We start from the raw sequence: 25,993 nt of genomic DNA, 5'->3' as shown, positions 1-25,993 counted from the left end.
TGTTGAGGTACTCGGGCTAGTGCAAAAAGCATTAGTCCTGTTTGGCTTACCAAGCGGGAGTGAATCAACATCTCGCTTGGGTTTCTGAGCGAGATGTTTTTTTAAAACCACATTTGGAAAAGGGGAAATCTTATGAGAACAGTTGAATTTCTAGATACCAGCCTTCGGGATGGAGAACAGACACCTGGCGTTAATTTTTCAATCAAGGAAAAAATTGCCATAGCAAGACAGCTGGAGAAATGGGGCATTTCAGCAATTGAAGCTGGTTTTCCAGCGGCGAGTCCTGATTCATTTACAGCAGTGCAGGAGATTGCCAAAGTCTTGAAGAAAACAGCGGTAACTGGTCTGGCTCGCTCTGTCAAGTCTGATATTGATGCTTGTTATGATGCTCTCAAGGACGCCAAGTATCCACAGGTTCACGTCTTTATCGCTACCAGTCCGATTCATCGTAAGTATAAGCTCAATAAGAGCAAGGAAGAGATTTTGGAGGCAATTAGTGAGCATGTCTCTTATGCCCGTTCTAAGTTTGAAGTGGTCGAATTCTCTCCTGAGGATGCGACTAGAACAGAGTTGGATTTCCTCTTGCAAGTTGTTCAAACAGCGGTTGATGCAGGTGCGACTTATATCAATATCCCTGATACGGTAGGATTTACCACTCCAGAAGAGTACGGAGCCATCTTCAAATACCTGATTGAGAATGTCAAGACGGATCGTCAGATTATCTATTCACCACACTGTCATGATGACCTCGGAATGGCAGTGGCTAACAGCCTTTCTGCTGTCAAGAACGGGGCAGGACGAGTCGAAGGAACCATCAATGGTATTGGTGAGCGAGCTGGAAATGCTGCTTTGGAAGAAATAGCAGTGGCGCTCAATATTCGCCAAGATTACTACCAAGCAGAAACTAGTATTGTTTTAAATGAAACCATCAATACGTCAGAAATGGTTTCTCGCTTCTCAGGTATCCCAGTTCCTAAAAACAAGGCCGTTGTTGGTGGCAATGCCTTCTCTCACGAATCTGGTATTCACCAAGATGGAGTCCTTAAAAATCCTCTTACCTATGAAATCATCACTCCTGAATTAGTCGGTGTTAAGAGTAATAGTCTTCCACTTGGAAAATTGTCTGGTCGCCATGCCTTTGTTGAAAAACTAAGAGAATTGGCCCTAGACTTTTCAGAAGAGGATATCAAACCACTCTTTGCTAAGTTCAAGGCGCTGGCTGATAAAAAGCAAGAAATCACAGATGCAGATATTCGTGCTCTGGTAGCTGGAACCATGGTTGAAAATCCAGAAGGCTTCCATTTTGATGATTTACAACTGCAAACCCATGCAGATAATGACATTGAAGCACTCGTTAGCCTAGCCAATATGGATGGTGAGAAAGTCGAATTTAATGCGACAGGACAAGGCTCTGTTGAGGCTATCTTTAACGCTATCGATAAGTTCTTTAACCAATCTGTTCGCTTGGTATCCTATACTATCGATGCGGTGACAGATGGAATTGATGCCCAAGCTCGGGTCTTGGTCACTGTTGAAAACAGAGATACAGAAACCATCTTTAACGCAGCAGGTCTTGATTTCGATGTGTTGAAGGCTTCGGCTATTGCCTACATCAATGCGAATGCCTTTGTTCAAAAAGAGAATGCTGGTGAGATGGGACGTAGCGTTTCCTATCGCGATATGCCTAGTGTGTAAAGGAGAAGGCTATGACAAAGAAAATAGTAGCTCTAGCAGGGGACGGAATCGGCCCAGAAATCATGGAGGCTAGTTTAGAGGTTCTGGAAGCTCTAGCTGAAAAAACAGGTTTTGATTATGAGATTGATAGAAGACCTTTTGGAGGTGCAGGTATCGATGCTGCAGGGCATCCTTTACCTGATGAAACCCTCAAGGTATGTCGTGAAGCAGATGCCATTCTACTAGCGGCTATCGGAAGTCCTCAGTATGATGGAGCAGCGGTTAGGCCTGAACAAGGCTTGCTAGCTCTTCGTAAGGAACTCAATCTTTATGCCAATATTCGGCCTGTAAAAATCTTTGACAGTCTTAAGCATTTGTCACCTCTCAAACCAGAACGAATTGCTGGTGTGGACTTTGTCGTGGTGCGGGAGTTGACAGGTGGGATTTACTTTGGAGATCATATCCTTGAAGAGCGCAAAGCGCGTGATATCAACGACTATAGCTATGAGGAAGTGGAGCGGATTGTTCGCAAATCCTTTGAAATCGCAAGAAGTCGGAGAAAAATCGTTACTAGTATCGATAAGCAAAATGTTCTAGCGACCTCAAAACTCTGGCGGAAAGTAGCTGAGGAAGTCGCACAGGATTTCCCAGATGTGACCTTGGAACACCAGTTGGTGGACTCAGCTGCCATGCTTATGATTACCAATCCTGCTAAGTTTGATGTCATCGTGACAGAAAATCTTTTCGGAGATATTCTCTCTGATGAATCAAGCGTTCTATCTGGCACACTTGGAGTTATGCCATCAGCCAGTCATTCTGAAAATGGACCAAGTCTCTATGAACCCATTCATGGTTCGGCGCCTGATATCGCAGGCCTAGAAATCGCCAATCCTATTTCTATGATTTTATCAGTTGCCATGATGTTGAGAGATAGTTTCGGACGTTATGAGGATGCGGAGCGTATCGAGCGTGCTGTTGATGCAAGTTTAGCAGCTGGAATTTTAACGAGAGATATAGGAGGACAGGCTTCGACCAAGGAAATGACAGAAGCTATTATTGCAAGGTTATGAAGTTAGACGAAAAAATTACTCTAGTCCTTTTGATTTGGAATGTCATGGTTTTCTTGATTTATGGTATTGACAAATCCAAGGCAAGGAGAAGAGCTTGGCGCATCCCAGAGAAAATCTTACTCATTTTAGCCTTTACTTGTGGTGGTTTTGGTGCCTGGTTAGCAGGAATCATCTTTCATCACAAGACTCGAAAATGGTATTTTAAAACAGTTTGGTTTCTCGGGATGGCGACCACACTAGTAGCCTTATATTTTATTTGGAGGTAATGGATGGCAGGAAAATCGATTTTTGATAAATTATGGGACCGTCATGTCATCACAGGAGAAAAGGGGCAGCCCCAACTCATGTATGTGGACCAGCACTATATTCATGAAGTGACCAGCCCTCAAGCCTTTCAAGGTTTGCGAGATGCAGGTCGCAGATTGAGACGACCAGACTTGACATTTGGAACTTTTGACCACAATGTCCCGACGGTCAATATCTACGATATTCGAGATGTCATTTCTAAGGCACAAATTGATAAGCTGGCTGAAAATGTTGAGGAGTTTGGGATTGAACATGCTGCCCACGGTTCCGAAAAGCAAGGAATCGTTCACATGGTTGGTCCAGAGACAGGACGGACCCAACCAGGAAAATTCATCGTCTGTGGAGACAGCCATACGGCAACCCACGGGGCTTTCGGAGCGATCGCTTTTGGGATTGGGACTAGTGAGGTTGAGCATGTCTTCGCTACCCAGACACTCTGGCAGGTTAAACCCAAGAAAATGCTGGTAGAATTCACTGGTGTTCCTCAAAAAGGAGTTTATTCTAAGGATTACATTCTCGCCCTGATTGCCAAGTACGGCGTTGCCTGTGGAGTTGGCTATGTGGTGGAATATCGTGGACAAGCTATTGATGAACTGAGTATGGAAGAACGAATGACCATCTGCAATATGTCCATCGAGTTTGGCTCTAAGATGGGAATCATGAATCCGGACCAAACCACCTATGATTATCTCAAGGGACGGGAATGTGTTCCAGAGGACTTTGAAGAGGCTGTGGCGGATTGGAAAACAATTGTCAGTGATGATAATGCTGTTTACGATAAGGTTATCCAGATGGATATCTCAGACCTTGCTCCTATGGTTACCTGGGGAACCAACCCTGCTATGGGGGTTGACTTTGACAGTAGTTTCCCAGAAATTAAGGATATGAATGATGAGCGAGCCTACAATTACATGGACTTGGAGCCTGGTCAAAAGCCAGCGGATATTGAACTAGGATATATCTTTATAGGTTCATGTACCAATGCTCGACTCAGTGATTTGCAACTGGCTGCTCGATTTGTCAAAGGAAAGAAGATTGCTCCTAACTTAACGGCTATCGTAGTCCCAGGCTCTCGTCCTGTCAAACGAGCTGCGGAGAAGTTGGGTTTGGACAAGGTCTTTCTGGATGCTGGATTTGAGTGGAGAGACCCGGGTTGCTCCATGTGCCTAGGGATGAATCCGGACAAGGTCCCTGATGGTGTTCACTGTGCCTCAACAAGCAATCGCAACTTTGAAGACAGACAGGGATTTGGTGCTAAGACCCACCTCTGTAGTCCAGCTATGGCAGCTGCGGCAGCTATTGCAGGGCGCTTTGTAGATGTTCGACAAATGCCAGAAGCCCAGTAAGGAGAGGATATGGAGAAATTCACAGTTTATACGGGAACGACCGTTCCTCTCATGAATGATAACATCGATACCGACCAAATCCTTCCCAAGCAGTTTCTCAAGTTAATTGATAAAAAAGGCTTTGGTAAGTACCTCATGTATGCTTGGCGTTATCTGGACGAGAAGTATACTGAGGATCCTGACTTTGTCTTTAACCGACCTGAATATCGGAAAGCTAGTATTCTCATCTCAGGGGATAACTTTGGCGCAGGTTCTTCGAGGGAACACGCAGCTTGGGCTCTATCTGACTATGGTTTTAAAGTCGTAATTGCAGGGTCTTTTGGAGATATTCATTACAATAATGAACTCAATAATGGTATGTTGCCTATTGTTCAGCCCAGAGAGGTTCGAGAGAAACTAGCCCAGCTACAACCAAGTGACCAGGTAACTGTAGACTTGGAACAACAAAAAATCATCTCACCAGTTGGAGAATTCACTTTTGAAATCGATAGCGAATGGAAACATAAGCTCTTAAATGGTTTGGATGATATCGGTATTACTTTGCAGTATGAAGACTTGATTGCTGCTTATGAAAAACAACGACCAGTCTACTGGCAGGATTAGAAGAAAATTAGAAAAGGAAATAGAATTATGACAAAACACATTCAATGGAACGGAACACTTTCACAAGAAGGCTATGACATTTTAAAAGGTGAGGGCGGATGTATCGTTTGTCCTACAAAAGTTGGCTACATCATCATGACTAGTGACAAGGCTGGTCTTGAACGCAAGTTCGCAGCCAAAGAACGTAACCGTAATAAACCAGGTGTTGTACTTTGTGGTAGCATGGACGAGCTTCGCGCTTTAGCACAACTCAACCCAGAAATTGAAGCCTTTTACCAAAAACATTGGGACGAAGACATTCTCCTTGGTTGTATTCTTCCTTGGAAACCAGAAGCTTTTGAAAGACTCAAAGCATACGGTGATGGCCGTGAAGAACTGATGACTGACGTCCGTGGTACTAGCTGTTTTGTTATCAAGTTTGGGAAAGCTGGTGAACAATTGGCTGCCAAACTTTGGGAAGAAGGCAAGATGGTTTATGCCTCATCTGCAAATCCATCTGGAAAAGGAAACCGTGGTAAGGTAGAAGGTATCGGAGAACGTATCGAAGGAGCAGTGGACCTTGTCATCGAGGCAGACGACTACGTGGCATCTATCCAGCCTGACAAAACGATTGAAACTCGCTACGAGCAAGGTGTGATGGTGTCTATGGTCGATAAAGATGGTAAACTCATCCCAGAACAAGGAGGAGCACGCTCAACTTCACCAGCTCCAGTTGTAATCCGCAAAGGGCTTGATATTGATAAGATTATGATGCACCTGTCAGACACCTTTAACTCATGGGACTACCGTCAGGGTGAGTATTATTAAGATAAAAAGAGTCTAGTGTTATGAGGTAATAAAGCTCTCTACACTGGGCTTTTTCTTTAGAAATTCTTTTCTTTTTTAAATAGATATGATATGCTAGATGCAGAATATATTAATAGAATGTAGTTTCTGAAAAGTAAAATATCTTACTTTGAACGAAACAAATATAATTTAAGTCTAACAATAAATTTTTAATAAGCAAGGAAAACACAATGGTTTCAAAACAAACTTTCATTGACAGGATAAAAAAAGAATTCCCAGATGCAATTGAAAATCAAACAAAAAGTTATATTTCTTTTCAGGTTAAAAATAGGAAAGGGAAGTTACAAAATTTTATAGAGATTAATTTTCAAAATAAAGGAATAAAGATTGCCGTTCTCTCTAAGAGTCTTCATAATTCAGATATTTTGTTGTTTAATAAGAAGCCTGATTCATTCGGTTGGACACTTGATGCTGAGTATTTTATTGAGGATGAAAATTCATTAAATGAGATTTTACATTTTATAAATAAATCTTATGAATTTGTAAAAAGTGGAATTAAATCAGAGTGTTATAAAGTCTTCAAAGAATTTTTGTCTAAATTTGTGAATCAAGCAAATATCTATAATTCAAAAGATATAGAAATTAAACGTTCTCAAAAATTAGATGGAGCTGAACATATTTACCCTGCTCTGACTATTGAGGGTATTCCGTACAAAGTTGAAATGCTTAACACAGGTCATTTTGGTCCAAAGAGTGGTAATGGATATATTAAATCACCTTACTTTGGTTATCGGCTGAGTGACATGGATAACTCATGGATAAATATAAGGTGTGGTTTTCAGAAATTTAAACTCACAGAATTTAAAATAGTAAAATGGTATAGTAATAATCGAGATGAAGATTTAGATTATAAATACTTTGTCAAGGACTTAGAGTTGGAATCAACTGCTGAACCTAACGATATTTTAAAAGAGTTTTATGATAATTTCACTAGTTTTTATAGAGAATCAGAAAAGGAAGAGATAAACATGTCAGAAAATATCAACGAGTATAAGAATATCTTATTACAATCAAAAAACCTCATCCTCCGTGGTGCTCCTGGTACAGGAAAAACTTATCTTGCTAAAGAAATTGCTAAAGAATTAACGGATGGCAACGAAGATCAAATAGGCTTTGTACAGTTTCACCCATCTTATGATTATACGGATTTTGTTGAGGGTTTAAGACCGGTATCAAATGGGGATGGAGCTATTGAGTTTAAATTACAAGATGGTATTTTTAAGAAATTTTGTCAGAAGGCTAAAGAAGCTCAGAAGATTGGAGGACAAGATAATTTTGATGAAGCTTGGGATCTTTATCTTGAGTATGTAAATAGTAGAGATGAAAAAGAATATTTGACAGAATTTTCCTACCTAACAGTAAATAGTCGAAATAATTTTAATATCAATTATGAAACTAAAGCCCAAGGAACTGTCTTAACAAAATTTTATGTTTATGAACTTTATAAGGATGAAAACTATCTGAAACAGCCCTATTATCGTAACCAAGGAAAAAAAGTCCTTGAAACTTTAAAGAAAAGATTTGGTTTGAAAGACTATATCTCTCCAACAGAGATCAAGACAGACAAGAATTTTGTCTTCATCATTGATGAGATCAATCGAGGTGAGATTTCTAAGATTTTTGGAGAACTATTTTTCTCAATTGATCCTGGCTATCGTGGTGAGAAAGGAAGTGTTTCTACCCAGTATGCTAATTTACATGAGACTGATGAGAAATTTTATATCCCTGAAAATGTCTATATCATCGGAACTATGAATGATATTGACCGCTCAGTGGATACCTTTGATTTTGCTATGCGTCGTCGTTTCCGTTTTGTTGAAGTTACTGCTGAAAGCCAATTAGGTATGCTTGATCCTGCTCTTGGTAATAAAGCTGAAGAAGCGAAAAAACGTCTAAGAAACTTGAATGTTGCTATCGAAAACGTTCAGGAATTAAATAGCCATTATCATATCGGACCAAGTTATTTACGTAATTTAAAAGAATTGGATTATGATTATGAATTACTCTGGTCTGATTATCTCAAGCCACTTTTGGAAGATTATGTACGTGGTTCTTATGAAGAAGCAGAAACTCTTGAAATATTGAAGAAGTCATTTGATCTGACAAAGAATGAGCAAAAAGATCAGGCAGTAGCTGATGACAATGAAGGCGATGAAAACGATGATGCGGATCACTGATAATCAACACAAGATTGTTAAAGAAGAATTTGTTGAAGAATATCCTAAACTAAGCAATCTTCTTTTAGACAGAACCTTGGAAAGTCTATTCCAAGATGAACGTATTTTTATTTTTCCAAATGATTTGAAGAATTCTCCTGACTTAGAAAAGGACCAAAAAATCTTTGAAACAGTTAATAAGGAAGTCAAGACAGGAAATGTAATTGGTTTTCTGGGGTGTGGTCAGGAAAGATTAACGATTTCCTCTCGCTTTTCTGATGAGAGTAATGACCATTTTTTGCATTATCTCTTACACAAGGTTCTTCATATCAATCTCACTAGTTTAGATGTTGCTTTGTCTCGTGAAGAGAGGCTTTATCAACTTTTGATGTATCTCTTCCCCAAGTATCTACAAGCAGCTATTAAAAAAGGTTTTTATAAGGAATACCATCGATTTTCTTATAACGACAGTAATGTTAAGGGAGTGATTGATGTAAGAAACCATCTCAAGAAAAATCTTCCTTTCACGGGAAATATTGCCTACACAACGAGAGAGTTCACCTATGATAATCCCCTCATGCAGTTGGTCCGTCACACTATTGAATACATTAAGAACCAGAAAAGCATTGGTCAAGGGGTTCTTGATAATCTCTTTGCTAGTCGTGAAAATGTAGCAGAAATCGTGCGGGTAACTCCTTCTTATAAACTAGCTGATCGTGTTAAGATTATTCGGGGAAATCAATCTAAACCTATACGTCATGCATACTTTCACGAGTACAGAAAGTTACAAGAACTTTGTCTGATGATTCTAAACCAAGAAAAGCACGGTTTAGGGTATCAAGATCAAAAAATTCATGGTATTCTTTTTGATGTTGCCTGGCTTTGGGAAGAGTATGTTCATACTTTGTTGCCAAAAGATTTCATCCATCCACGAAATAAAGATAAGACGGACGGAATTTCAGTATTTTCTAGTCGAGAAAGAAAAGTATTTCCAGATTTTTATCAAGAAGAGCTTAAAATAGTATTAGATGCTAAGTATAAAAAACTGGAATTGACTGAAAAAGGAATCAACCGTGAGGACTTATTCCAGCTGATTTCCTATTCTTATATTTTGAAAGCTGAGAAGGCTGGTCTTGTTTTTCCGAGCGAGGACAAAGTTGTTGATAATGAGATAGGAAAGCTAGCAGGTTATGGAGCTTTGTTAAAGAAATGGTCTATCCAAATTCCTAGAGAGTCTTCATCCTATCGTGAATTTTGTGAAATGATGGAAAACTCTGAAGAAGCTTTTAAAAGGAATATTACTAAAGAAGTGGAGAGAAAATAATCTCTCCACTTTCTTTTTTTATCCATAGAAGAAAATCCGAACAATATATTTTTATTTATAAAATTATTTGACAAAAACCTTACTTTGTTTTATAATTAATCAAGGAAACGTCAGGAAAGACGTAGGGATGCGCAAGCATAGGTAGGTCATTACAAAAGAAACGAGACATCGATATGTTAAATGAATTCCCAATTTTTGATTACGAAGATATTCAGTTGATTCCAAATAAATGTGTTATTAAAAGCCGTGCAGAAGCAGATACAAGTGTCACTCTAGGAAATCACACCTTTAAACTACCTGTTGTGCCAGCTAATATGCAGACAATTTTGGATGAAAATGTAGCAGAGCAATTAGCTAAAGGTGGCTACTTCTACATTATGCACCGTTTTGATGAGGCAGGACGCATTCCTTTTATCAAACGCATGCACGATCAAGGGCTTATTGCTTCTATCTCTGTCGGTGTTAAGGACTATGAGTATGATTTCGTTAGCCAGCTCAAGTCTGATGCTCCAGAATACATCACGATTGACATTGCTCATGGTCATGCAGATAGCGTGATTTCTATGATTCAACACATCAAGAAAGAATTGCCAGATACTTTTGTTATTGCTGGAAATGTGGGAACACCAGAAGCTGTGCGTGAATTGGAGAATGCTGGTGCGGATGCTACTAAGGTTGGAATCGGTCCTGGTAAGGTTTGTATCACCAAGGTCAAGACTGGTTTTGGTACAGGTGGTTGGCAGTTGGCTGCCCTTCGTTGGTGTGCCAAGGCTGCCCGTAAACCGATTATTGCTGATGGAGGGATTCGTACTCACGGCGATATTGCCAAGTCTATCCGTTTCGGTGCCAGCATGGTCATGATTGGTTCCCTCTTTGCAGGACATATCGAAAGTCCAGGGAAAACGATTGAAGTTGATGGTGAACAGTTCAAAGAGTACTATGGTTCAGCTTCACAATATCAAAAAGGTGCATACAAAAACGTGGAGGGCAAACGAATCTTGCTTCCTGCCAAAGGTCATTTGCAGGACACTTTAACTGAGATGGAACAAGACCTTCAAAGCGCTATTTCATACGCAGGTGGTCGTCAGGTTGCTGACCTTAAACACGTTGATTATGTAATCGTGAAAAACTCCATCTGGAATGGGGATGCTTCTCACTAAGACAGGGCATCTCACCAGAAAAAAACTTGTTATTAGAGCAAATTTCTGTTATAATAAAACAAGTTTCCACCCTTAGTGTAATGGATATCACGTAAGATTCCGGTTCTTGAGATGGGGGTTCGATTCCCTCAGGGTGGATGTAAACATCCTAAGAAGCCTTTAATAGGGCTTTTTCTCTTTACACTCCCCTAAATTTGCCCCTAATACTCTTCGAAAATCTCTTCAAACCACGTCAGCGTCGCCTTACCGTACTCAAGTACAGCCTGCGGCTAGCTTCCTAGTTTGCTTTTTGATTTTCATTGAGTATAAAACTGAAAAACTCTTTTTAAAGAATACCCAAATCCCCTCTAGTCCCGTTTTAAAGTGACTCAGGGGGCTTTTTTTGATATAATAAAAAGGACTGTTATCAGTTAGAAAGAGGTTGGTATGAAAGAATTACAAACTGTACTAAAAAGCCGTTTTGCAATCGAATTTGCAGACAAAAATTTATTGGAAACTGCCTTTACTCATACGAGTTATGCCAATGAGCACCGCCTCTTAAAAATTTCACACAATGAACGCTTGGAATTTTTAGGAGACGCTGTTCTACAGTTATTGATTTCAGAATATCTGTATAAAAAATATCCTAAAAAACCTGAAGGTGATTTGTCCAAACTCCGTGCCATGATTGTCCGCGAGGAGAGTTTGGCTGGTTTTGCGCGTGATTGCCAGTTTGATCAGTTTATCAAGCTGGGTAAGGGGGAAGAGAAGTCTGGTGGACGCAATCGTGACACCATTCTTGGTGATGCCTTCGAAGCCTTTCTTGGTGCTCTCCTTTTGGACAAGGATGTGGCCAAGGTCAAGGAATTTATCTATCAAGTCATGATTCCTAAGGTTGAAGCAGGCGAATTTGAGATGATTACAGACTACAAAACCCATCTCCAAGAGTTACTTCAGGTCAATGGCGATGTGGCTATTCGTTATCAGGTGATTTCTGAAACGGGTCCTGCCCACGATAAGGTCTTTGATGTAGAAGTTCTTGTCGAAGGTAAGAGCATTGGTCAAGGTCAAGGTCGTTCTAAGAAACTAGCAGAGCAGGAAGCTGCCAAAAATGCCGTTGAGAAAGGGCTGGATTCATGTATTTAAAGGAAATCGAAATTCAGGGATTCAAGTCTTTTGCTGATAAGACCAAGGTCATCTTTGACCAAGGAGTGACTGCAGTTGTTGGTCCCAATGGATCTGGAAAGTCCAATATTACAGAAAGTCTTCGTTGGGCCTTGGGGGAGTCAAGTGTTAAGAGTCTCCGTGGTGGCAAGATGCCAGATGTCATCTTTGCTGGAACTGAAAGTCGCAAACCGCTCAATTATGCTTCTGTAGTTGTGACTCTGGATAATAATGACGGATTTATCAAGGATGCAGGTCAAGAAATCAGGGTAGAACGTCATATCTATCGCAGTGGAGATAGCGAATACAAGATTGACGGCAAGAAAGTCCGTCTGCGTGATATTCATGATCTTTTCTTGGATACTGGCTTGGGACGCGATTCCTTCTCTATCATTTCTCAAGGGAAGGTTGAGGAGATTTTCAACTCCAAGCCTGAGGAACGTCGAGCTATTTTTGAAGAGGCTGCTGGAGTTTTGAAATACAAGACTCGTCGAAAAGAAACTGAGAGTAAACTGCAGCAAACTCAGGATAATCTAGACCGCTTAGAGGACATTATCTACGAGTTGGATAATCAAATCAAGCCTCTTGAGAAGCAAGCTGAAAATGCTCGTAAGTTTCTAGACTTGGAAGGGCAACGCAAGGCTATTTACTTGGATGTCCTTGTTGCTCAAATCAAGGAAAATAAGGCTGAACTAGAGTCTACAGAAGAAGAGTTGGCACAGGTTCAGGAACTCTTGACGAGCTACTACCAGAAGCGTGAACAATTAGAAGAAGAAAATCAAACTCTTAAAAAGCAACGCCAAGATTTACAGGCTGAAATGGCCAAAGACCAGGGCAGTTTGATGGATTTGGCCAGTCTGATTAGTGATTTAGAGAGAAAATTAGCCCTATCGAAACTGGAATCTGAGCAAGTAGCTCTGAATCAACAGGAAGCACAAGCTCGTTTGGCTGTTTTGGAGGATAAGAGAAATTCACTCAGCAAAGAAAAATCTGATAAGGAAAGCTCTTTGGCACTTTTAGAGGAAAATCTAGTCCAAAATAATCAAAAACTCAATCGTTTAGAAGCTGAATTGCTGGCTTTTTCAGACGATCCTGATCAGATGATTGAGCTCTTACGTGAACGCTTTGTAGCCCTTTTACAAGAAGAAGCAGATGTCTCAAACCAATTGACTCGTATTGAGAATGAGTTGGAAAATAGTCGTCAGCTTTCTCAAAAACAAGCAGATCAATTAGAAAAGCTGAAAGAACAGTTGGCTACAGCTAAAGAGAAGGCTAGTCAGCAAAAAGAAGAGCTTGAAACTGCCAAGGAGCAGGTTCAGAAACTACTGGCCGACTATCAAATCTGTGCCAAGGAGCAAGAGGAGCAGAAAACTTCCTATCAAGCTCAACAAAGTCAACTCTTTGACCGTCTGGATAATCTCAAAACCAAGCAGGCTAGAGCCCAAAGTTTGGAAAATATCCTGAGAAATCATAGTAACTTTTATGCAGGTGTCAAGAGTGTTCTCCAAGAAAAAGACCGCCTTGGTGGGATTATTGGTGCAGTCAGTGAGCATCTGACCTTTGATGTGCATTATCAAACTGCCCTAGAGATTGCCTTAGGGGCAAGTAGCCAGTATATCATCGTAGAAGATGAACATGCAGCAACTAGGGCCATTGATTTTCTCAAACGGAATAGATCCGGTCGTGCGACTTTCCTTCCTTTGACAACGATCAAGGCGCGTACGATTTCTAGTCAGAACCAAGATGCTATCGCTGCAAGTCCAGGTTTCCTTGGTATGGCAGATGAGTTGGTGACATTCGATAGTAGGTTGGAAGCTATTTTCAAGAACTTGCTAGCAACAACAGCTATTTTTAATACTGTAGAACATGCGCGTGCAGCAGCGCGCCAGGTTCGTTATCAGGTGCGCATGGTGACACTGGATGGGACAGAGCTTCGTACAGGTGGTTCCTATGCAGGTGGAGCCAATCGCCAGAATAACAGTATTTTCATCAAGCCAGAACTGGAGCAATTGCAAAAAGAAATTACTGAGGAAGAAGCAAGTCTTCGTTCAGAAGAAGCATCTTTGAAGACCCTGCAAGACCAGATGGCTTCATTGACAGAAAGATTAGAAGAAATCAAATCTCAAGGAGAGCAGGCTCGTATTCAGGAGCAGGGCTTGTCCCTTGCTTATCAGCAGACTAGTCAGCAAGTTGAAGAGTTAGAAACTCTTTGGAAACTTCAAGAAGAGGAATTAAATCGTCTTTCTGAGGGAGATTGGCAAGTAGACAAGGAAAAATGCCAAGAGCGACTTGCTACTATCGCCAGTGAAAAGCAAAATCTGGAAGCTGAGATTGAAGAAATTAAGTCTAACAAAAACGCCATCCAAGAACGCTATCAAAACTTGCAGGAAGAGGTAGCGCAAGCTCGCCTGCTTAAGACAGAACTGCAAGGGCAAAAACGTTATGAAGTGGCTGACATTGACCGTCTAAGCAAGGAATTGGATAATCTGGATATTGAACAAGAAGAAATCCAGCGTCTTCTCCAAGAAAAGGTTGATAATCTGGAGAAGGTTGATACAGAATTGCTCAGTCAACAGGCGGAAGAAGCCAAAAACCAGAAAACAAATCTCCAACAAGGTTTGATTCGCAAACAGTTTGAGTTGGATGATATTGAAGGGCAACTAGATGATATTGCTAGTCATTTGGATCAGGCTCGCCAACATAATGAGGAGTGGATTCGCAAGCAAACACGTGCTGAAGCTAAGAAAGAAAAGGTTAGCGAGCGCTTGCGTCATTTACAAAGTCAATTAACAGACCAGTACCAGATTAGCTATACTGAAGCTTTAGAAAAGGCGCATGAGTTGGACAATCTCAATCTGGCAGAGCAAGAGGTGCAGGATTTAGAGAAGTCTATTCGCTCACTAGGTCCTGTCAATGTAGAAGCTATTGACCAGTACGAAGAAGTTCACAACCGTCTGGATTTCCTAAATAGCCAACGAGATGATATTTTGTCAGCGAAAAACTTGCTGCTTGAAACAATTACAGAGATGAATGATGAGGTCAAAGACCGCTTTAAATCAACCTTTGAGGCTATACGTGAGTCCTTTAAAGTGACCTTCAAGCAGATGTTTGGTGGAGGTCAGGCGGACCTGATTTTGACTGAAGGAGACCTGCTGACAGCTGGGGTTGAGATTTCTGTTCAACCTCCGGGCAAGAAAATCCAATCTCTCAATCTGATGAGTGGTGGGGAAAAAGCCCTGTCGGCTCTAGCTTTGCTTTTCTCTATCATTCGAGTTAAGACTATCCCATTTGTTATTTTGGATGAGGTAGAGGCTGCGCTGGATGAAGCCAATGTTAAACGTTTCGGGGATTACCTCAATCGATTTGACAAGGATAGCCAGTTTATCGTCGTGACCCACCGTAAGGGAACCATGGCAGCGGCTGATTCTATCTATGGAGTGACTATGCAAGAATCAGGTGTCTCAAAAATTGTTTCGGTGAAGTTAAAAGATTTGGAAGAAACAGTAGACTAGTTACCAAACGATAGCATCTCTTAGGGGATGCTATTTTTTAAAACTAACATCTTGAATGATTTTTTAAGGTCAGTTCAGGGGCAAAAAACGACATTTGGGCTTTCCTTTTAGCGAAAAGGCTTTCTCTATGATATAATAGTTTCATGATTACAACAGTACCTATAAAAAATGAAAAAGACATTGCAGTACCGGATAAAACAGTTCTTGTATTAGGCTATTTTGACGGTATTCATAAGGGACATCAGAAGCTTTTTGAAGTAGCTAGCAAGGCTTCTATGAAAGATTATCTACCAGTTGTCGTGATGACCTTTACAGAGTCTCCTAAGCTTGCTTTGCAACCGTACAAGCCAGAATTAATGCTTCATATTGTCAGCCATGAAGAACGGGAACATAAGATGAAATGGCATGGAGTAGAAGCTCTTTTCTTACTTGACTTTAGTAGTAAATTTGCTAGTTTAACGGGTCAAGAGTTCTTTGATACCTATGTTAGAGCATTAAAACCAGCGATTATTGTAGCGGGATTTGATTACACGTTTGGTTCTGATAAGAAAACTGCGGATGATTTGAAGGATTATTTTGATGGAGAAATCATCATTGTTCCTCCTGTTGAGGATGAAAAGGGGAAAATTAGTTCTACTCGTATTCGTCAAGCTATTCTTGATGGGGATGTCAGAGAAGCTGGTCATTTACTTGGCACTCCTCTACCATCACGTGGCATGGTTGTTCATGGCAATGCTCGTGGACGGACTATCGGTTACCCAACAGCAAACTTAGTTTTAAGAGATCGAACCTATATGCCAGCAGATGGTGTTTACGTAGTCGATGTCGAAGTACAGCGTAAAAGATACCGTGGAATGGCGAGTGTCGGGAAAAATGTTACTTTCGATGGAGAAGAGCCACGTTTTGAAGTCAATATTTTTGATTTTTCAGATGACATTTACGGTGAAACAGTCATTGTCTACTGGCTAGACCGTGTCCGAGAAATGGTCAAATTTGACTCTGTTGAAGAACTGGTAGATCAACTCCAGAAAGATGAAGAAATTGCTCGGAATTGGAAGGATGCTGAGTAGGAAATCGGAGTTTTATATAAAATTATCCATACTTTAGATTCTTATTTCTAAATAGAAAAAGTAGCCCTTTCCAGGCTACTTTTTTAAAACACGCGATACACATAGGGATTCTCTGGTTTATCGACTTTGGTAAAGCTATCGATTTCCAAGGTTGGGAGGTTTTGTTTGAGTTCTTTATGATAGTGATTGACCAGTTTTCCTTTGGCTGTTATCCAGGTGTTATTCTCATACTGACGGGTATTTCCCTTGGTCAGCAATCCATAGACACCGGAATCTGCGATACAGTGGATAATGCCGAAGCGGAACAGAAATTGACTATCAGCATGACTGGGGTCGTTATAGACAAAGCCTGTGAACTGGACTGTCTTACCCTCAAACTCATCTGGATAGTCGTAGATAGCCTCCATGACTTCCATATAGTTTTCATTAGTGATCTGAATACTATCTTGGGATAAGTATTTATCCGCCGCAGTTCGCATTTCCTTTTCATAAGCTGATTTTGAAAAATAAGAACTGGTATCTGGTTTCAAATATTGGCTTGTCGTCCCTTCACTGGTCTGAATGGCTTGATCCGTGCCTTCTGATAAGGGGAAATGATAGCCTTTGGCAGAAACGGTCTGAGAATCCAAGCTAACAGTTGGAAAAGTTAAGCCGACGACAATAGGAATAGCCAGAAGAGCAATACTAGTAACCTTGGCCAATCGGCTGTTCAGATGAGTGTGGGTTTTGACTTGCTTCATCCAGATATACAATTGAACAATTGCCAAAATAAAGGAAAGTACCATGGAAATATAGGCCAGATAGGAATAGTGCATGTTGATGTACTGGTTTAATTTGCCCGACAGATGGAGATAAATGGTCAGTTCAAAATAGCCAGCTAAAACTAAAAATCGAATCATAGAATGACTCCAATCAATAGAGAATATACTAAGACAACGAGTGTCACAATCGTTATGAAGTGACTGATAAATCGTACTTTCAAGTAATTTTTCATCATGAGAATATTTTTGATATCCAGCATTGGGCCAATGACGAGAAAGGCCAAAACTGGTGCTAAGCCGAAACTCGAGAGAAGAGAAGCGCCGATAAAGGCATCGGCCTCACTACAGAGCGACAGAAGAAAGGCCAAAAGCATCAAGAGCAGGATAGCAAAAAGAGGGGTCGCACTGATAGAGGTCAGAATCCGAGTCGGAACGTAGACCTGTATAACAGAGGCGAAGAGACAGCCAAATACCAAATAACGCCCCGTATCAAAAAATTCATCAATGGCTTGCACAAAGACCTGAAAAACTTTTTTTGCAGGACTCAAATGAGAAAAATCGTGCTCATGACAGGAAAAACGATTTTCTTTTTGAATCGGTTCTTGCCAGAAAAATCCTAGAAAAATCCCAAGTATCACAGCTACAAGAATGGAACCAAGAGCTCGTAACAAGGCGACGTGGAAGGAGTTGCCAAAGGCAGAATAGGTCGCAAAGAGAACAATAGGATTGATAACAGGCGCTGTTACGAGAAAGGGAACTGCTGTGTAACTGGGCACCTTCTTTTCCAGAAAACGATTGATAATGGGGACGATTCCACATTCACAAGAAGGGAAAAGTATCCCAACGAAGGTGCCAAAAAAGATTCTCCCCCAACGATTTCGAGGGAGAAAATGATAAACCTTGTCAGGTGTGATATAGACCTCAATTAGCCCTGAGACAATACTTCCTATCAGAACGAAGGGTAGGGCTTCAATGATTATAGAGAGAAAAATAGCCCCAGTCTGAAGCACACTAGACGGGAGTTGTTGGAAAGCAGTCATCTAGTTTTTCTTTTCTGCTTTGGCTTTTTTCTCTTTGTCATCAGTGAAAGTGACTTGTTTCAAATTAGGGAGTTTCGCAAATTCTTCAAACATCTTGTCCAAGTCGTCTCGTTTTGTAAATTTTACAGCCATTGGTGTACCTCGATTCTAAATTCTACCTCTATTATACTATTATTTTAAGGAAAAGGGAAAAGTTAAAATTGAGTATCTAACGAATAATAGAGCGTGATATATCCTAATATACACTATGATTGTGATATAATAATTGTGAATAACGGAGGAAATGATGGAACATAAAAAGATCGGTCAGGTTACTGACGAAATAAAAGAAATTTTTAATATTGTTCTTGAAGCTAGTGATATCAAAGTTAACAAAGAAGGTTTAAGAAGTCATATGTTGAAACGGCATCATAATGATGTGATTCATCATATCGAAGATTTGGAACTTATACTAAGTAATCCAGATTTCGTTGGGGTCAATCCTAGAGAGAAAGGCGCCAGTTTTGAATATGTTAAAAGATTTGATGATAATGTTCTTGTTGCCATCAAGTTACATAAAAGTGGAGATTTCTTTTATGTTCCGACCATGTATCGTTTACAAGATTACAAGTTACAAAGTCGTATTAAGTCTGGTAGATTGATAAAGCTTGACAAAAGAAGTAGATAGTGCTAGAATTACATTAACGAAAGACATTTGAGGGCAGAAAGGTTCCTGCCGCACCTTGAAAAAGGTATCTGAGATGCTGGGTACACCGACCAGCCAAATGTCCGTTATTTCAAAGGAGGGGCTTAAATGCTCCTTTTTTATTTAAAATTTTAAAATAGATTACACTCACCGCAGGCTCAGGCTTGCGGTTTTTTATTTTTCAAAAATCACGCATTTTGGACGATTAGAAACAGAAATCTAAATCCTATTCTTCAAAAAAGCGTTTTCTTGAAGAATAGAGAGGGAGAATAGTGGCGCATTATTGTCAAAAATAAAAACAGTGCAATTAATCACTGATCCTTTTGTAAACTATTAGAATTAAATTGCAACCTTCTCAATGAATAGAATATTGAAATGAAGTAAATCTATTCCCCACATATTGTTTTTAAATACTGTAAGAGCTAATTTGAAACGTTTAGCTTGTGGTATAATAGATTCATGGATAAAAAATATTTAAAAATTTCCCAAGATTTGGGTGTGACCTTAAAACAAATTGATACTGTCTTGTCTTTAACAGCTGAAGGGGCAACTATTCCCTTTATCGCGCGTTATCGCAAGGACATGACTGGTAGTCTGGATGAGGTGGCGATTAAGGCTATTATTGACTTGGATAAAAGTCTGACCAACCTCAACGACCGTAAGGAAGCTGTCTTAGCTAAGATTCAAGAACAAGGTAAGCTGACCAAGGAGTTGGAAGAAGCTATCTTAGCAGCTGAAAAATTAGCAGACGTAGAAGAACTCTATCTTCCATATAAGGAAAAACGTCGGACCAAGGCAACCATTGCCCGTGAAGCTGGACTATTTCCTCTTGCTCGCTTAATTTTGCAGAATGTAGCTGACTTAGAGAAAGAGGCAGAGAAGTTTGTCTGTGAAGGATTTGCGACAGGGAAAGAAGCTTTGGCTGGTGCAGTTGATATCTTGGTCGAAGCCTTATCGGAAGATGTCAATTTACGTGCTATGACTTATCAGGAAGTGTTGAGACACTCTAAACTCACTTCTCAAGTCAAAGATGAAAGTCTCGATGAAAAACAAGTTTTTCAGATTTATTATGATTTTTCAGAGACAGTTGGCAATATGCAAGGTTATCGTACTTTGGCCCTCAATCGTGGGGAGAAACTTGGTGTCTTGAAGGTCGGTTTTGAACATGCGACGGAACGTATTCAATCTTTCTTTGCAGCTCGTTTTAAGGTGAAAAACGCCTATATTGATGAAGTTGTTCAACAGTCAGTTAAGAAAAAAGTATTGCCTGCTATCGAACGACGAATTCGGACAGAATTAACTGAAAAGGCAGAAGAAGGAGCTATCCAACTCTTTTCTGACAATCTGCGCAATCTTCTCTTGGTTGCTCCTCTGAAAGGGCGCGTGGTTTTAGGATTTGACCCTGCCTTTCGTACAGGTGCAAAGCTAGCTGTCGTTGATGCAACTGGGAAAATGCTGACAACTCAGGTTATTTATCCTGTCAAACCAGCCTCTGCTCGTCAAATCGAAGAAGCCAAGAAAGATTTGGCAGACCTGATTGGTCAATACGGCGTGGAGATTATTGCTATCGGAAATGGAACTGCCAGTCGTGAAAGTGAAGCCTTTGTGGCGGAAGTTCTGAAAGATTTTCCAGAAGTCAGCTATGTTATCGTCAATGAAAGTGGTGCTTCTGTCTATTCTGCCAGCGAACTAGCTCGTCAGGAGTTTCCAGACTTAACCGTTGAAAAGCGCTCTGCTATCTCAATCGCCCGTCGCTTGCAAGATCCCCTTGCGGAATTGGTCAAAATCGATCCTAAGTCAATCGGTGTAGGTCAGTACCAGCACGATGTCAGCCAGAAAAAACTGTCTGAAAGCCTGGACTTTGTCGTGGATACCGTGGTCAACCAAGTCGGTGTCAATATCAATACGGCCAGCCCAGCTCTTCTTTCCCATGTTGCTGGACTCAACAAAACCATTTCTGAAAATATCGTCAAATACCGTGAAGAAGAAGGAAAAATCACTTCACGAGCTCAAATCAAGAAGGTTCCACGTCTGGGTGCTAAGGCCTTTGAGCAGGCTGCTGGTTTCCTTCGCATTCCAGAAAGTAGCAATATCCTTGATAATACAGGAGTTCATCCAGAAAATTATGCTGCCGTCAAGGAACTCTTCAAAATTTTGGATATCAAGGCACTGAACGAAGAGGCCCAAAGCAAACTCAAGTCCCTATCAGTCAAGGATATGGCTCAAGAGCTAGACCTTGGTCCCGAAACTCTTAAAGATATCATTGCAGACCTTCTCAAACCAGGTCGTGATTTCCGTGACTCCTTTGATGCACCTGTGCTTCGCCAGGATGTCCTAGATATCAAGGATTTAGTGGTTGGTCAGAAGCTAGAAGGAGTAGTGCGTAATGTCGTTGACTTCGGTGCTTTTGTTGATATCGGAATTCATGAGGATGGATTGATTCATATTTCCCACATGAGTCGCAAATTTATCAAACATCCTAGTCAAGTGGTGTCTGTCGGTGATTTGGTTACCGTTTGGGTCAAGAAAATCGATACTGAACGGGAAAAAGTTAATCTGTCGCTCCTGGCTCCAAATGAAACTGACTGATTACGTCGAGCAGGTTTCGCTAGAAGACTTTGGAAGACCTTTTATCCATCAAGCCCAGTGGAATTCTCGTCTGCGAACGACAGGTGGGCGATTTTTCCTAAAAGATGGGCATTTGGATTTTAATCCCAAGGTTTATCAGGAACTGGGTTTGGATGTTTTTAGGAAAATTGTCCGCCATGAACTCTGTCATTATCACCTCTATTTTCAAGGGAAGGGCTATCAACACAAGGATCGGGATTTTAAGGAACTGTTGAAAGCAGTGGATGGATTACGCTTTGTGCCACCCTTGCCAAATAGCAACTCCAAGCCAATCAAGCTCTATCGTTGTCAATCCTGCCAGCAAACTTATAAGCGCAAGCGCAGGATTGATACCAAACGCTATCGCTGTGGACTTTGTAGAGGCAAATTACTACTAGTAAATCAGCCTGAGGACTGATGAAAGCCGATCCTATCCGTGATATACTAAGTCTAACCTAGCAGAAAGAGGAAATAACATGAACAGTAAATTTTATAAAATGAGACGAAATCGCATGATTTCAGGAGTTCTGGCAGGTCTGTCAGACAAGTGGAACTTTGATGTTACCCTTGTTCGTTTCTTGTTTGCAATTTTTACAGTTGCAAACTTTGGACTTGGCGTGATTATCTATATCATCCTAGCTTCTGTCATGCCGACTAAGGAAGAAATCGAAGCAGAAATGTACGGAACAGGACCACGCAAACGCAAAGAAGCCCAAGCCATTGACGATAATGAAGGCTGGTTTTGGTGAGGCATAAAGTGGTCATTGATCTCTTACGATTAACTATTTAAATAAACGACTTAAAACCCCTTATGATTCGTTTAAGCATAAGGGGTTTTAGTATTTAATCACATTTTTTAATATGTTTGGAGAGATCGATTACACAATCTGACATTTCCCAAATACTTGGATTATGAGTAGCAATAATAATTGTTCTATTAGAATTGCGAAGTTCAAGGAGAATTTCCATTATTTCCTTAGAATTGTTTGGGTCAAGAGAAGCTGTTGGTTCATCAGCTAGAATCAAAGGTGGATTTTTGAGGATAATTTTAGCAAGTGCTACGCGTTGGGCCTCCCCTCCAGATAATTCATAGATTTTTTGATTTAGCCTTAGATAATCTAATTTAACAGCTTTCAGTGCTTGAAGAAGAAGTTTTTCTTTTTCAACTTTATTTTTCCTTTTTCCAATTAACCCCAGCTCAAGGTTTTCTCTTATAGTTTGACTTTCTATAAGACCGAAATTTTGAAAAAGATATCCTAGTTTGTTACGGTAGAATTCCTCATCTTTTATAGAAGTTAAAGATTTTCCTTTGTAAAATATTTCTCCACTATCAAAAGTCTCCAGTTTTGCTAGCATATTTAGCAAAGTGGTTTTACCACAGCCGCTATTACCTACTAAGGCATATACTATACCACTTTGAAAATTCAGATTTAAGTCTGAAAAAATGATACGAGAGCCAAATTGTTTACAGATGTTTCGCAGTTCAATCATATTACCCTCCTTTGATAATGCTAGCATAAGTTTTAGTTTCCTTTTTATCACAAATTTTTAATAGAAGAATAGCTAAACTTGAAAAGCTGAGAAATAGAAGCAACGTAATCCAGAAATTCTTAGAGATATATAGTGCTATACTACTTCCAATGAAGAGAGCGATTATCTGAGAAATGATATATCTGCTATGTAATTCTAAGAAATAATAGCCAGCTATTTTTTTCAAGAATATACTTTTTCTAAAGGATTCAAAATAGAGTAGGTTTAAACTTGTAAAAAGTAAAATTGAAGTCAAGATAGCAAAAATCCCACTCGCTAAATTACTATAAATTTCGATTTTAATTTTTTGATTTAACTGGAGGTAGGTCTCTCTAGCAAAGGATAATCTTGAAATCATAGGATCAAGTTGATAGTACTTCAAAAGTTCTTGTGTTTGCTGTAAATCGGTAAAATAGAGATATTCTAGATTCGTAAACCAAAATATAGAAGAATCTTTTCCAAGTGCCTTAGGAGAAACTACGATAAAAATAGGGGTTGACAACCATTGATCATAAGAAATATGGGTAGTATTATAAATGAATACATCTTTTTTTTGATCAGTATAAGTTATACTAACTTCGACTCTATGCTTTGTATCACTACTGTATAATCGATTAGTTAAATCTTCTTGTATGTTTTGTTTTATTTGTTCCTCATTTTTCTTTTGTTCTTGAGGTAGTATTACAAGAACCTGTCCATCGTTTAGATTATTGATTTTTTTAAAGGTTTCTGATGTTAACTCTATACCTTCTTTTTTGAAGTAGTCAGGTGTTACATAGAGAATATTTTTCCCTTCCAAGTCATAGGGATTTTGTTCAGAATCATTATGAGTTGAAAGAGAATGTTTTATAGCTTGAATAGCGAGATTATGTTTGACTAGAAAGGCATTTCCATTTTCTAAAGAATATTGAATAAAGTCAAACCATTTATTGGCATTCATTTTGAGTTCATCTATATTTTTTCTTTGACTTGAACGACCTGTTTGAAGATTAACAATATTGGAGTGTTGTTTCCAAGTAGCTTGTCCAGCCTCATTTTTCATAAATATATGATGATAAATGGACAAGCGCCCAAATCCTACAATAACTAATAAGATAGACAGAGCTTGACCAAAGTAAAGAATACGTAAGATTGACTTAATTGGTAATTTTCCTTTAATGATAGAGATAAGATGAACTCTTTTCAAAGAAATAGTAAAAAGAAAAGCGATGAGAAGACTTAGCAAGAGAAGCAGGCTATTATAAAAAATAAATAGTATTACGAAAAAAGTCTGAATTTCATAAGGATAGCCTAGGTAAATTACTAAAACACTAGCTATTAGGAAAGCAGGCAAGCCGAAAAGAAGGATATCAAGTCCGTCTCTTATGATAGAACGAAAGAAGAGATTTCTGAGATGTTCTCCATTAATCAGTCTTATTCCTGATTGAGAGAGAGATTGAATCTGTCCGATAACAATAAGTGATAAAAAGGTTAATAAAAAAATGAAAAGACTAGTAAGTTGATTGGGTTGGGCAATGAGGGCCAATACGAAGGAGACTCTATTATTTTCAAATGTGTTAACTTTTTCTAGTCCAAGTTGTTTAAGGTGAATAGCTAATTCTTGATTTGTTAGCGATCCACTGATAATATTGTAATTGTTGAGAAGATTACTTTTATTGATACTTTCTTGACTTGCTTGAGGCATCCAGTCTGGAAGTTTTCCATCTCCAAAAACTTCGTAGTAAGTTTGTGATTTTCCATCACTATCTACTTCCCAAATGGTTCTTGCGATAAGACTATTATGTTCTTTAGCAAGACTATTTAATTCTTCTTTAACGGTAGAATAATCTGCTTGACCGCTTAATACTGCTGCACCTGGGAACAGGATTTGTGGAAGAGAATCTTTCCAAAAGGACAAAGCACCAATCAGAAAGAGTGCCAGAAGAAGATTGCTGATGAAGAGAAATATACGTTTCATAGGAACCTCTTTCTAAAAAAGAGGGAGATCAACCTCCCTCTTCATTGCAGTTATGCGAATTATAGCTTACTACTTTTTAAAATAAGCACTAAAAAACTAAAGTTTTACAAGATATCGAAGAAAACCCTTTCACAATTATATTTTACTCCTTTTTTAAAAATAAAACAAGTGATTATAGGACTTCGTATAGTAGATATTTTCAAAAAATTCTCCAATCTTACAAAAATGTAAGATTAAAGTCTCTTTTGTAAGGTTAGGTTATGGCAAGCGGTCTTTTTTTGATGTAAACTAGACTCATAAAGAACAAAGGAGTAACATCATGAAACAAATCTTACAGAAGAAAACAAGAAAACCAAGCCACAAAGATATCGAGCGCGTTCAGCTGGGATGCGCTATGATGCAAGAGACATTTCATTTGATGGGATATTAAGAAAGGAGATTCTCATGACACTTTTAGATGTAAAACACGTTCAAAAAATTTATAAAACACGTTTTCAGGGCAACCAAGTAGAGGCCCTCAAGGATATTCACTTTACCGTGGAAAAAGGTGACTACGTTGCCATCATGGGTGAGTCTGGTTCTGGTAAATCAACTCTTCTCAATATTCTAGCTATGCTGGATAAACCAAGTCGTGGCCAGGTTTACTTAAATGGAACTGACACAGCAACCATTAAAAATTCACAGGCTTCTAGCTTCCGTCGTGAAAAATTGGGCTTTGTCTTCCAAGACTTTAACTTGCTAGATACTCTGTCTGTTAAGGACAATATCTTGCTTCCGCTTGTCTTGTCAAGGAGACCTATTACGGAGATGATGAAGAAATTGGTGGTGACAGCTGAGAATCTTGGTATCAACCAATTGCAAGAGAAATACCCTTACGAGATTTCTGGTGGTCAGAAACAGCGTGTAGCAGTAGCCCGCGCCATCATCACAGAACCTGAAATTCTCCTTGCGGATGAGCCAACAGGAGCCCTTGATTCCAAGTCATCTGCAGCCTTACTTGATGTCTTTGATGAAATCAATGAGCGAGGCCAAACCATTCTCATGGTAACCCACTCAACAGCAGCAGCTAGCAGAGCTAAACGTGTACTCTTTATCAAAGACGGCATTCTTTACAACCAAATCTATCGTGGAGAGAAGACAGAACGTCAGATGTTCCAAGAGATCTCTGATACCTTGACTGTCATGGCAAGCGAGGTGAATTAG

Annotated in this window: 22 protein-coding genes and 1 tRNA gene; 18 read left to right on the top strand and 5 right to left on the bottom strand. The window is 39.7% G+C overall.

Annotated elements, in window-relative coordinates; translation table 11 throughout:
- Nucleotides 1–132 precede the first annotated feature (132 nt).
- The 13 genes from JJN14_RS05395 (at nucleotide 133) to JJN14_RS05335 (ending at nucleotide 16,210) form a co-directional block, all read left to right on the top strand.
- On the top strand, nucleotides 133–1,695 hold the full coding sequence (locus JJN14_RS05395; protein ID WP_201058060.1) for a 2-isopropylmalate synthase: 1,563 nt from the start codon (nucleotides 133–135) through the stop codon (nucleotides 1,693–1,695).
- A gap of 11 nt (nucleotides 1,696–1,706) precedes the next feature.
- A complete protein-coding gene (gene leuB, locus JJN14_RS05390; RefSeq protein WP_201058059.1) occupies nucleotides 1,707–2,744 on the top strand; it encodes a 3-isopropylmalate dehydrogenase in 1,038 nt (345 codons plus the stop codon).
- Nucleotides 2,741–3,010, top strand: coding sequence for a DUF1294 domain-containing protein (locus tag JJN14_RS05385; protein ID WP_201058058.1), 270 nt, complete (start codon nucleotides 2,741–2,743; stop codon nucleotides 3,008–3,010). The genes leuB and JJN14_RS05385 overlap by 4 nt, the downstream gene beginning before the upstream one ends.
- Nucleotides 3,011–3,013: 3 nt before the next feature.
- Entirely contained in the window at nucleotides 3,014–4,396 is a 1,383-nt protein-coding gene (gene leuC, locus JJN14_RS05380) for a 3-isopropylmalate dehydratase large subunit (RefSeq protein ID WP_201058057.1), read from the top strand.
- Nucleotides 4,397–4,405: 9 nt separating this feature from the next.
- Complete coding sequence (leuD, locus tag JJN14_RS05375; RefSeq protein WP_201058056.1) at nucleotides 4,406–4,999, top strand: 3-isopropylmalate dehydratase small subunit; 594 nt, start codon at nucleotides 4,406–4,408, stop codon at nucleotides 4,997–4,999.
- Between the two features lie 27 nt (nucleotides 5,000–5,026).
- A complete protein-coding gene (locus tag JJN14_RS05370; RefSeq protein WP_201058055.1) occupies nucleotides 5,027–5,806 on the top strand; it encodes an L-threonylcarbamoyladenylate synthase in 780 nt (259 codons plus the stop codon).
- A 209-nt stretch (nucleotides 5,807–6,015) separates the two neighbouring features.
- The gene (locus tag JJN14_RS05365) at nucleotides 6,016–8,022 is read left to right on the top strand and encodes an McrB family protein (protein WP_201058054.1); all 2,007 of its coding nucleotides are present in this window, start codon (nucleotides 6,016–6,018) and stop codon (nucleotides 8,020–8,022) included.
- Nucleotides 8,006–9,325, top strand: coding sequence for an McrC family protein (locus JJN14_RS05360; RefSeq protein WP_201059139.1), 1,320 nt, complete (start codon nucleotides 8,006–8,008; stop codon nucleotides 9,323–9,325). The genes JJN14_RS05365 and JJN14_RS05360 overlap by 17 nt, the downstream gene beginning before the upstream one ends.
- A 173-nt stretch (nucleotides 9,326–9,498) precedes the next feature.
- Entirely contained in the window at nucleotides 9,499–10,485 is a 987-nt protein-coding gene (locus tag JJN14_RS05355; RefSeq protein WP_078238407.1) for a GMP reductase, read from the top strand.
- Between the two features lie 66 nt (nucleotides 10,486–10,551).
- A tRNA-Arg gene (locus JJN14_RS05350) sits at nucleotides 10,552–10,623 on the top strand.
- A gap of 288 nt (nucleotides 10,624–10,911) precedes the next feature.
- Nucleotides 10,912–11,610: a ribonuclease III gene (gene rnc / locus JJN14_RS05345; protein WP_201058053.1), complete on the top strand. Its 699-nt coding sequence runs from the start codon at nucleotides 10,912–10,914 to the stop codon at nucleotides 11,608–11,610.
- On the top strand, nucleotides 11,601–15,140 hold the full coding sequence (gene smc, locus JJN14_RS05340; protein WP_201058052.1) for a chromosome segregation protein SMC: 3,540 nt from the start codon (nucleotides 11,601–11,603) through the stop codon (nucleotides 15,138–15,140). The genes rnc and smc overlap by 10 nt, the downstream gene beginning before the upstream one ends.
- A 143-nt stretch (nucleotides 15,141–15,283) precedes the next feature.
- A complete protein-coding gene (locus tag JJN14_RS05335; protein WP_049491741.1) occupies nucleotides 15,284–16,210 on the top strand; it encodes a bifunctional riboflavin kinase/FAD synthetase in 927 nt (308 codons plus the stop codon).
- Nucleotides 16,211–16,293: 83 nt separating this feature from the next.
- Here JJN14_RS05335 and JJN14_RS05330 read toward each other — a convergent pair whose 3' ends face one another.
- From JJN14_RS05330 to JJN14_RS10200, 3 genes are read right to left on the bottom strand one after another with little or no spacing between them, the layout of a single operon-like run.
- Entirely contained in the window at nucleotides 16,294–17,109 is an 816-nt protein-coding gene (locus JJN14_RS05330; RefSeq protein ID WP_201058051.1) for a TIGR03943 family putative permease subunit, read from the bottom strand.
- Nucleotides 17,106–18,011 carry a permease gene (locus JJN14_RS05325; protein ID WP_201058050.1) on the bottom strand — a complete coding sequence of 302 codons (906 nt, stop codon included), beginning with the start codon at nucleotides 18,009–18,011 and terminating at the stop codon, nucleotides 17,106–17,108. Before JJN14_RS05325 ends, JJN14_RS05330 begins: the two co-directional genes overlap by 4 nt.
- Complete coding sequence (locus tag JJN14_RS10200) at nucleotides 18,012–18,143, bottom strand: SPJ_0845 family protein (RefSeq protein WP_265342526.1); 132 nt, start codon at nucleotides 18,141–18,143, stop codon at nucleotides 18,012–18,014.
- Nucleotides 18,144–18,297: 154 nt separating this feature from the next.
- Between JJN14_RS10200 and JJN14_RS05320 the strand changes: the two genes are divergently transcribed.
- The 4 genes from JJN14_RS05320 to JJN14_RS05305 all read left to right on the top strand — a co-directional run bounded on the left by JJN14_RS05320 (nucleotide 18,298) and on the right by JJN14_RS05305 (nucleotide 22,052).
- On the top strand, nucleotides 18,298–18,678 hold the full coding sequence (locus JJN14_RS05320) for a PBECR2 nuclease fold domain-containing protein (protein ID WP_201058049.1): 381 nt from the start codon (nucleotides 18,298–18,300) through the stop codon (nucleotides 18,676–18,678).
- Between the two features lie 477 nt (nucleotides 18,679–19,155).
- Nucleotides 19,156–21,285, top strand: a complete 2,130-nt coding sequence (locus tag JJN14_RS05315; protein WP_201058048.1) for a Tex family protein — start codon at nucleotides 19,156–19,158, stop codon at nucleotides 21,283–21,285.
- Nucleotides 21,272–21,721 carry a SprT family protein gene (locus tag JJN14_RS05310; RefSeq protein ID WP_201058047.1) on the top strand — a complete coding sequence of 150 codons (450 nt, stop codon included), beginning with the start codon at nucleotides 21,272–21,274 and terminating at the stop codon, nucleotides 21,719–21,721. The genes JJN14_RS05315 and JJN14_RS05310 overlap by 14 nt, the downstream gene beginning before the upstream one ends.
- Before the next feature lie 58 nt (nucleotides 21,722–21,779).
- Nucleotides 21,780–22,052 (top strand): PspC domain-containing protein, encoded by a 273-nt coding sequence (locus JJN14_RS05305; RefSeq protein ID WP_001085048.1) that lies wholly within the window; start codon nucleotides 21,780–21,782, stop codon nucleotides 22,050–22,052.
- A 94-nt stretch (nucleotides 22,053–22,146) separates the two neighbouring features.
- Here the strand turns inward: JJN14_RS05305 and JJN14_RS05300 are convergent, their stop codons facing one another.
- Both JJN14_RS05300 and JJN14_RS05295 read right to left on the bottom strand, forming a co-directional pair.
- Nucleotides 22,147–22,794 carry an ABC transporter ATP-binding protein gene (locus JJN14_RS05300; RefSeq protein WP_201058046.1) on the bottom strand — a complete coding sequence of 216 codons (648 nt, stop codon included), beginning with the start codon at nucleotides 22,792–22,794 and terminating at the stop codon, nucleotides 22,147–22,149.
- 1 nt (nucleotide 22,795) lies between these two features.
- Entirely contained in the window at nucleotides 22,796–24,790 is a 1,995-nt protein-coding gene (locus tag JJN14_RS05295) for a DUF1430 domain-containing protein (protein WP_201058045.1), read from the bottom strand.
- A 444-nt stretch (nucleotides 24,791–25,234) separates the two neighbouring features.
- Here JJN14_RS05295 and JJN14_RS05290 point away from each other — a divergent pair, with 444 nt between their 5' ends.
- Entirely contained in the window at nucleotides 25,235–25,993 is a 759-nt protein-coding gene (locus JJN14_RS05290; RefSeq protein ID WP_000173358.1) for an ABC transporter ATP-binding protein, read from the top strand.

Source organism: Streptococcus mitis, assembly GCF_016658865.1.
GTDB classification, from domain to species: domain Bacteria; phylum Bacillota; class Bacilli; order Lactobacillales; family Streptococcaceae; genus Streptococcus; species Streptococcus mitis_BT.
This window is presented reverse-complemented; position numbering and strand designations above follow the sequence as displayed.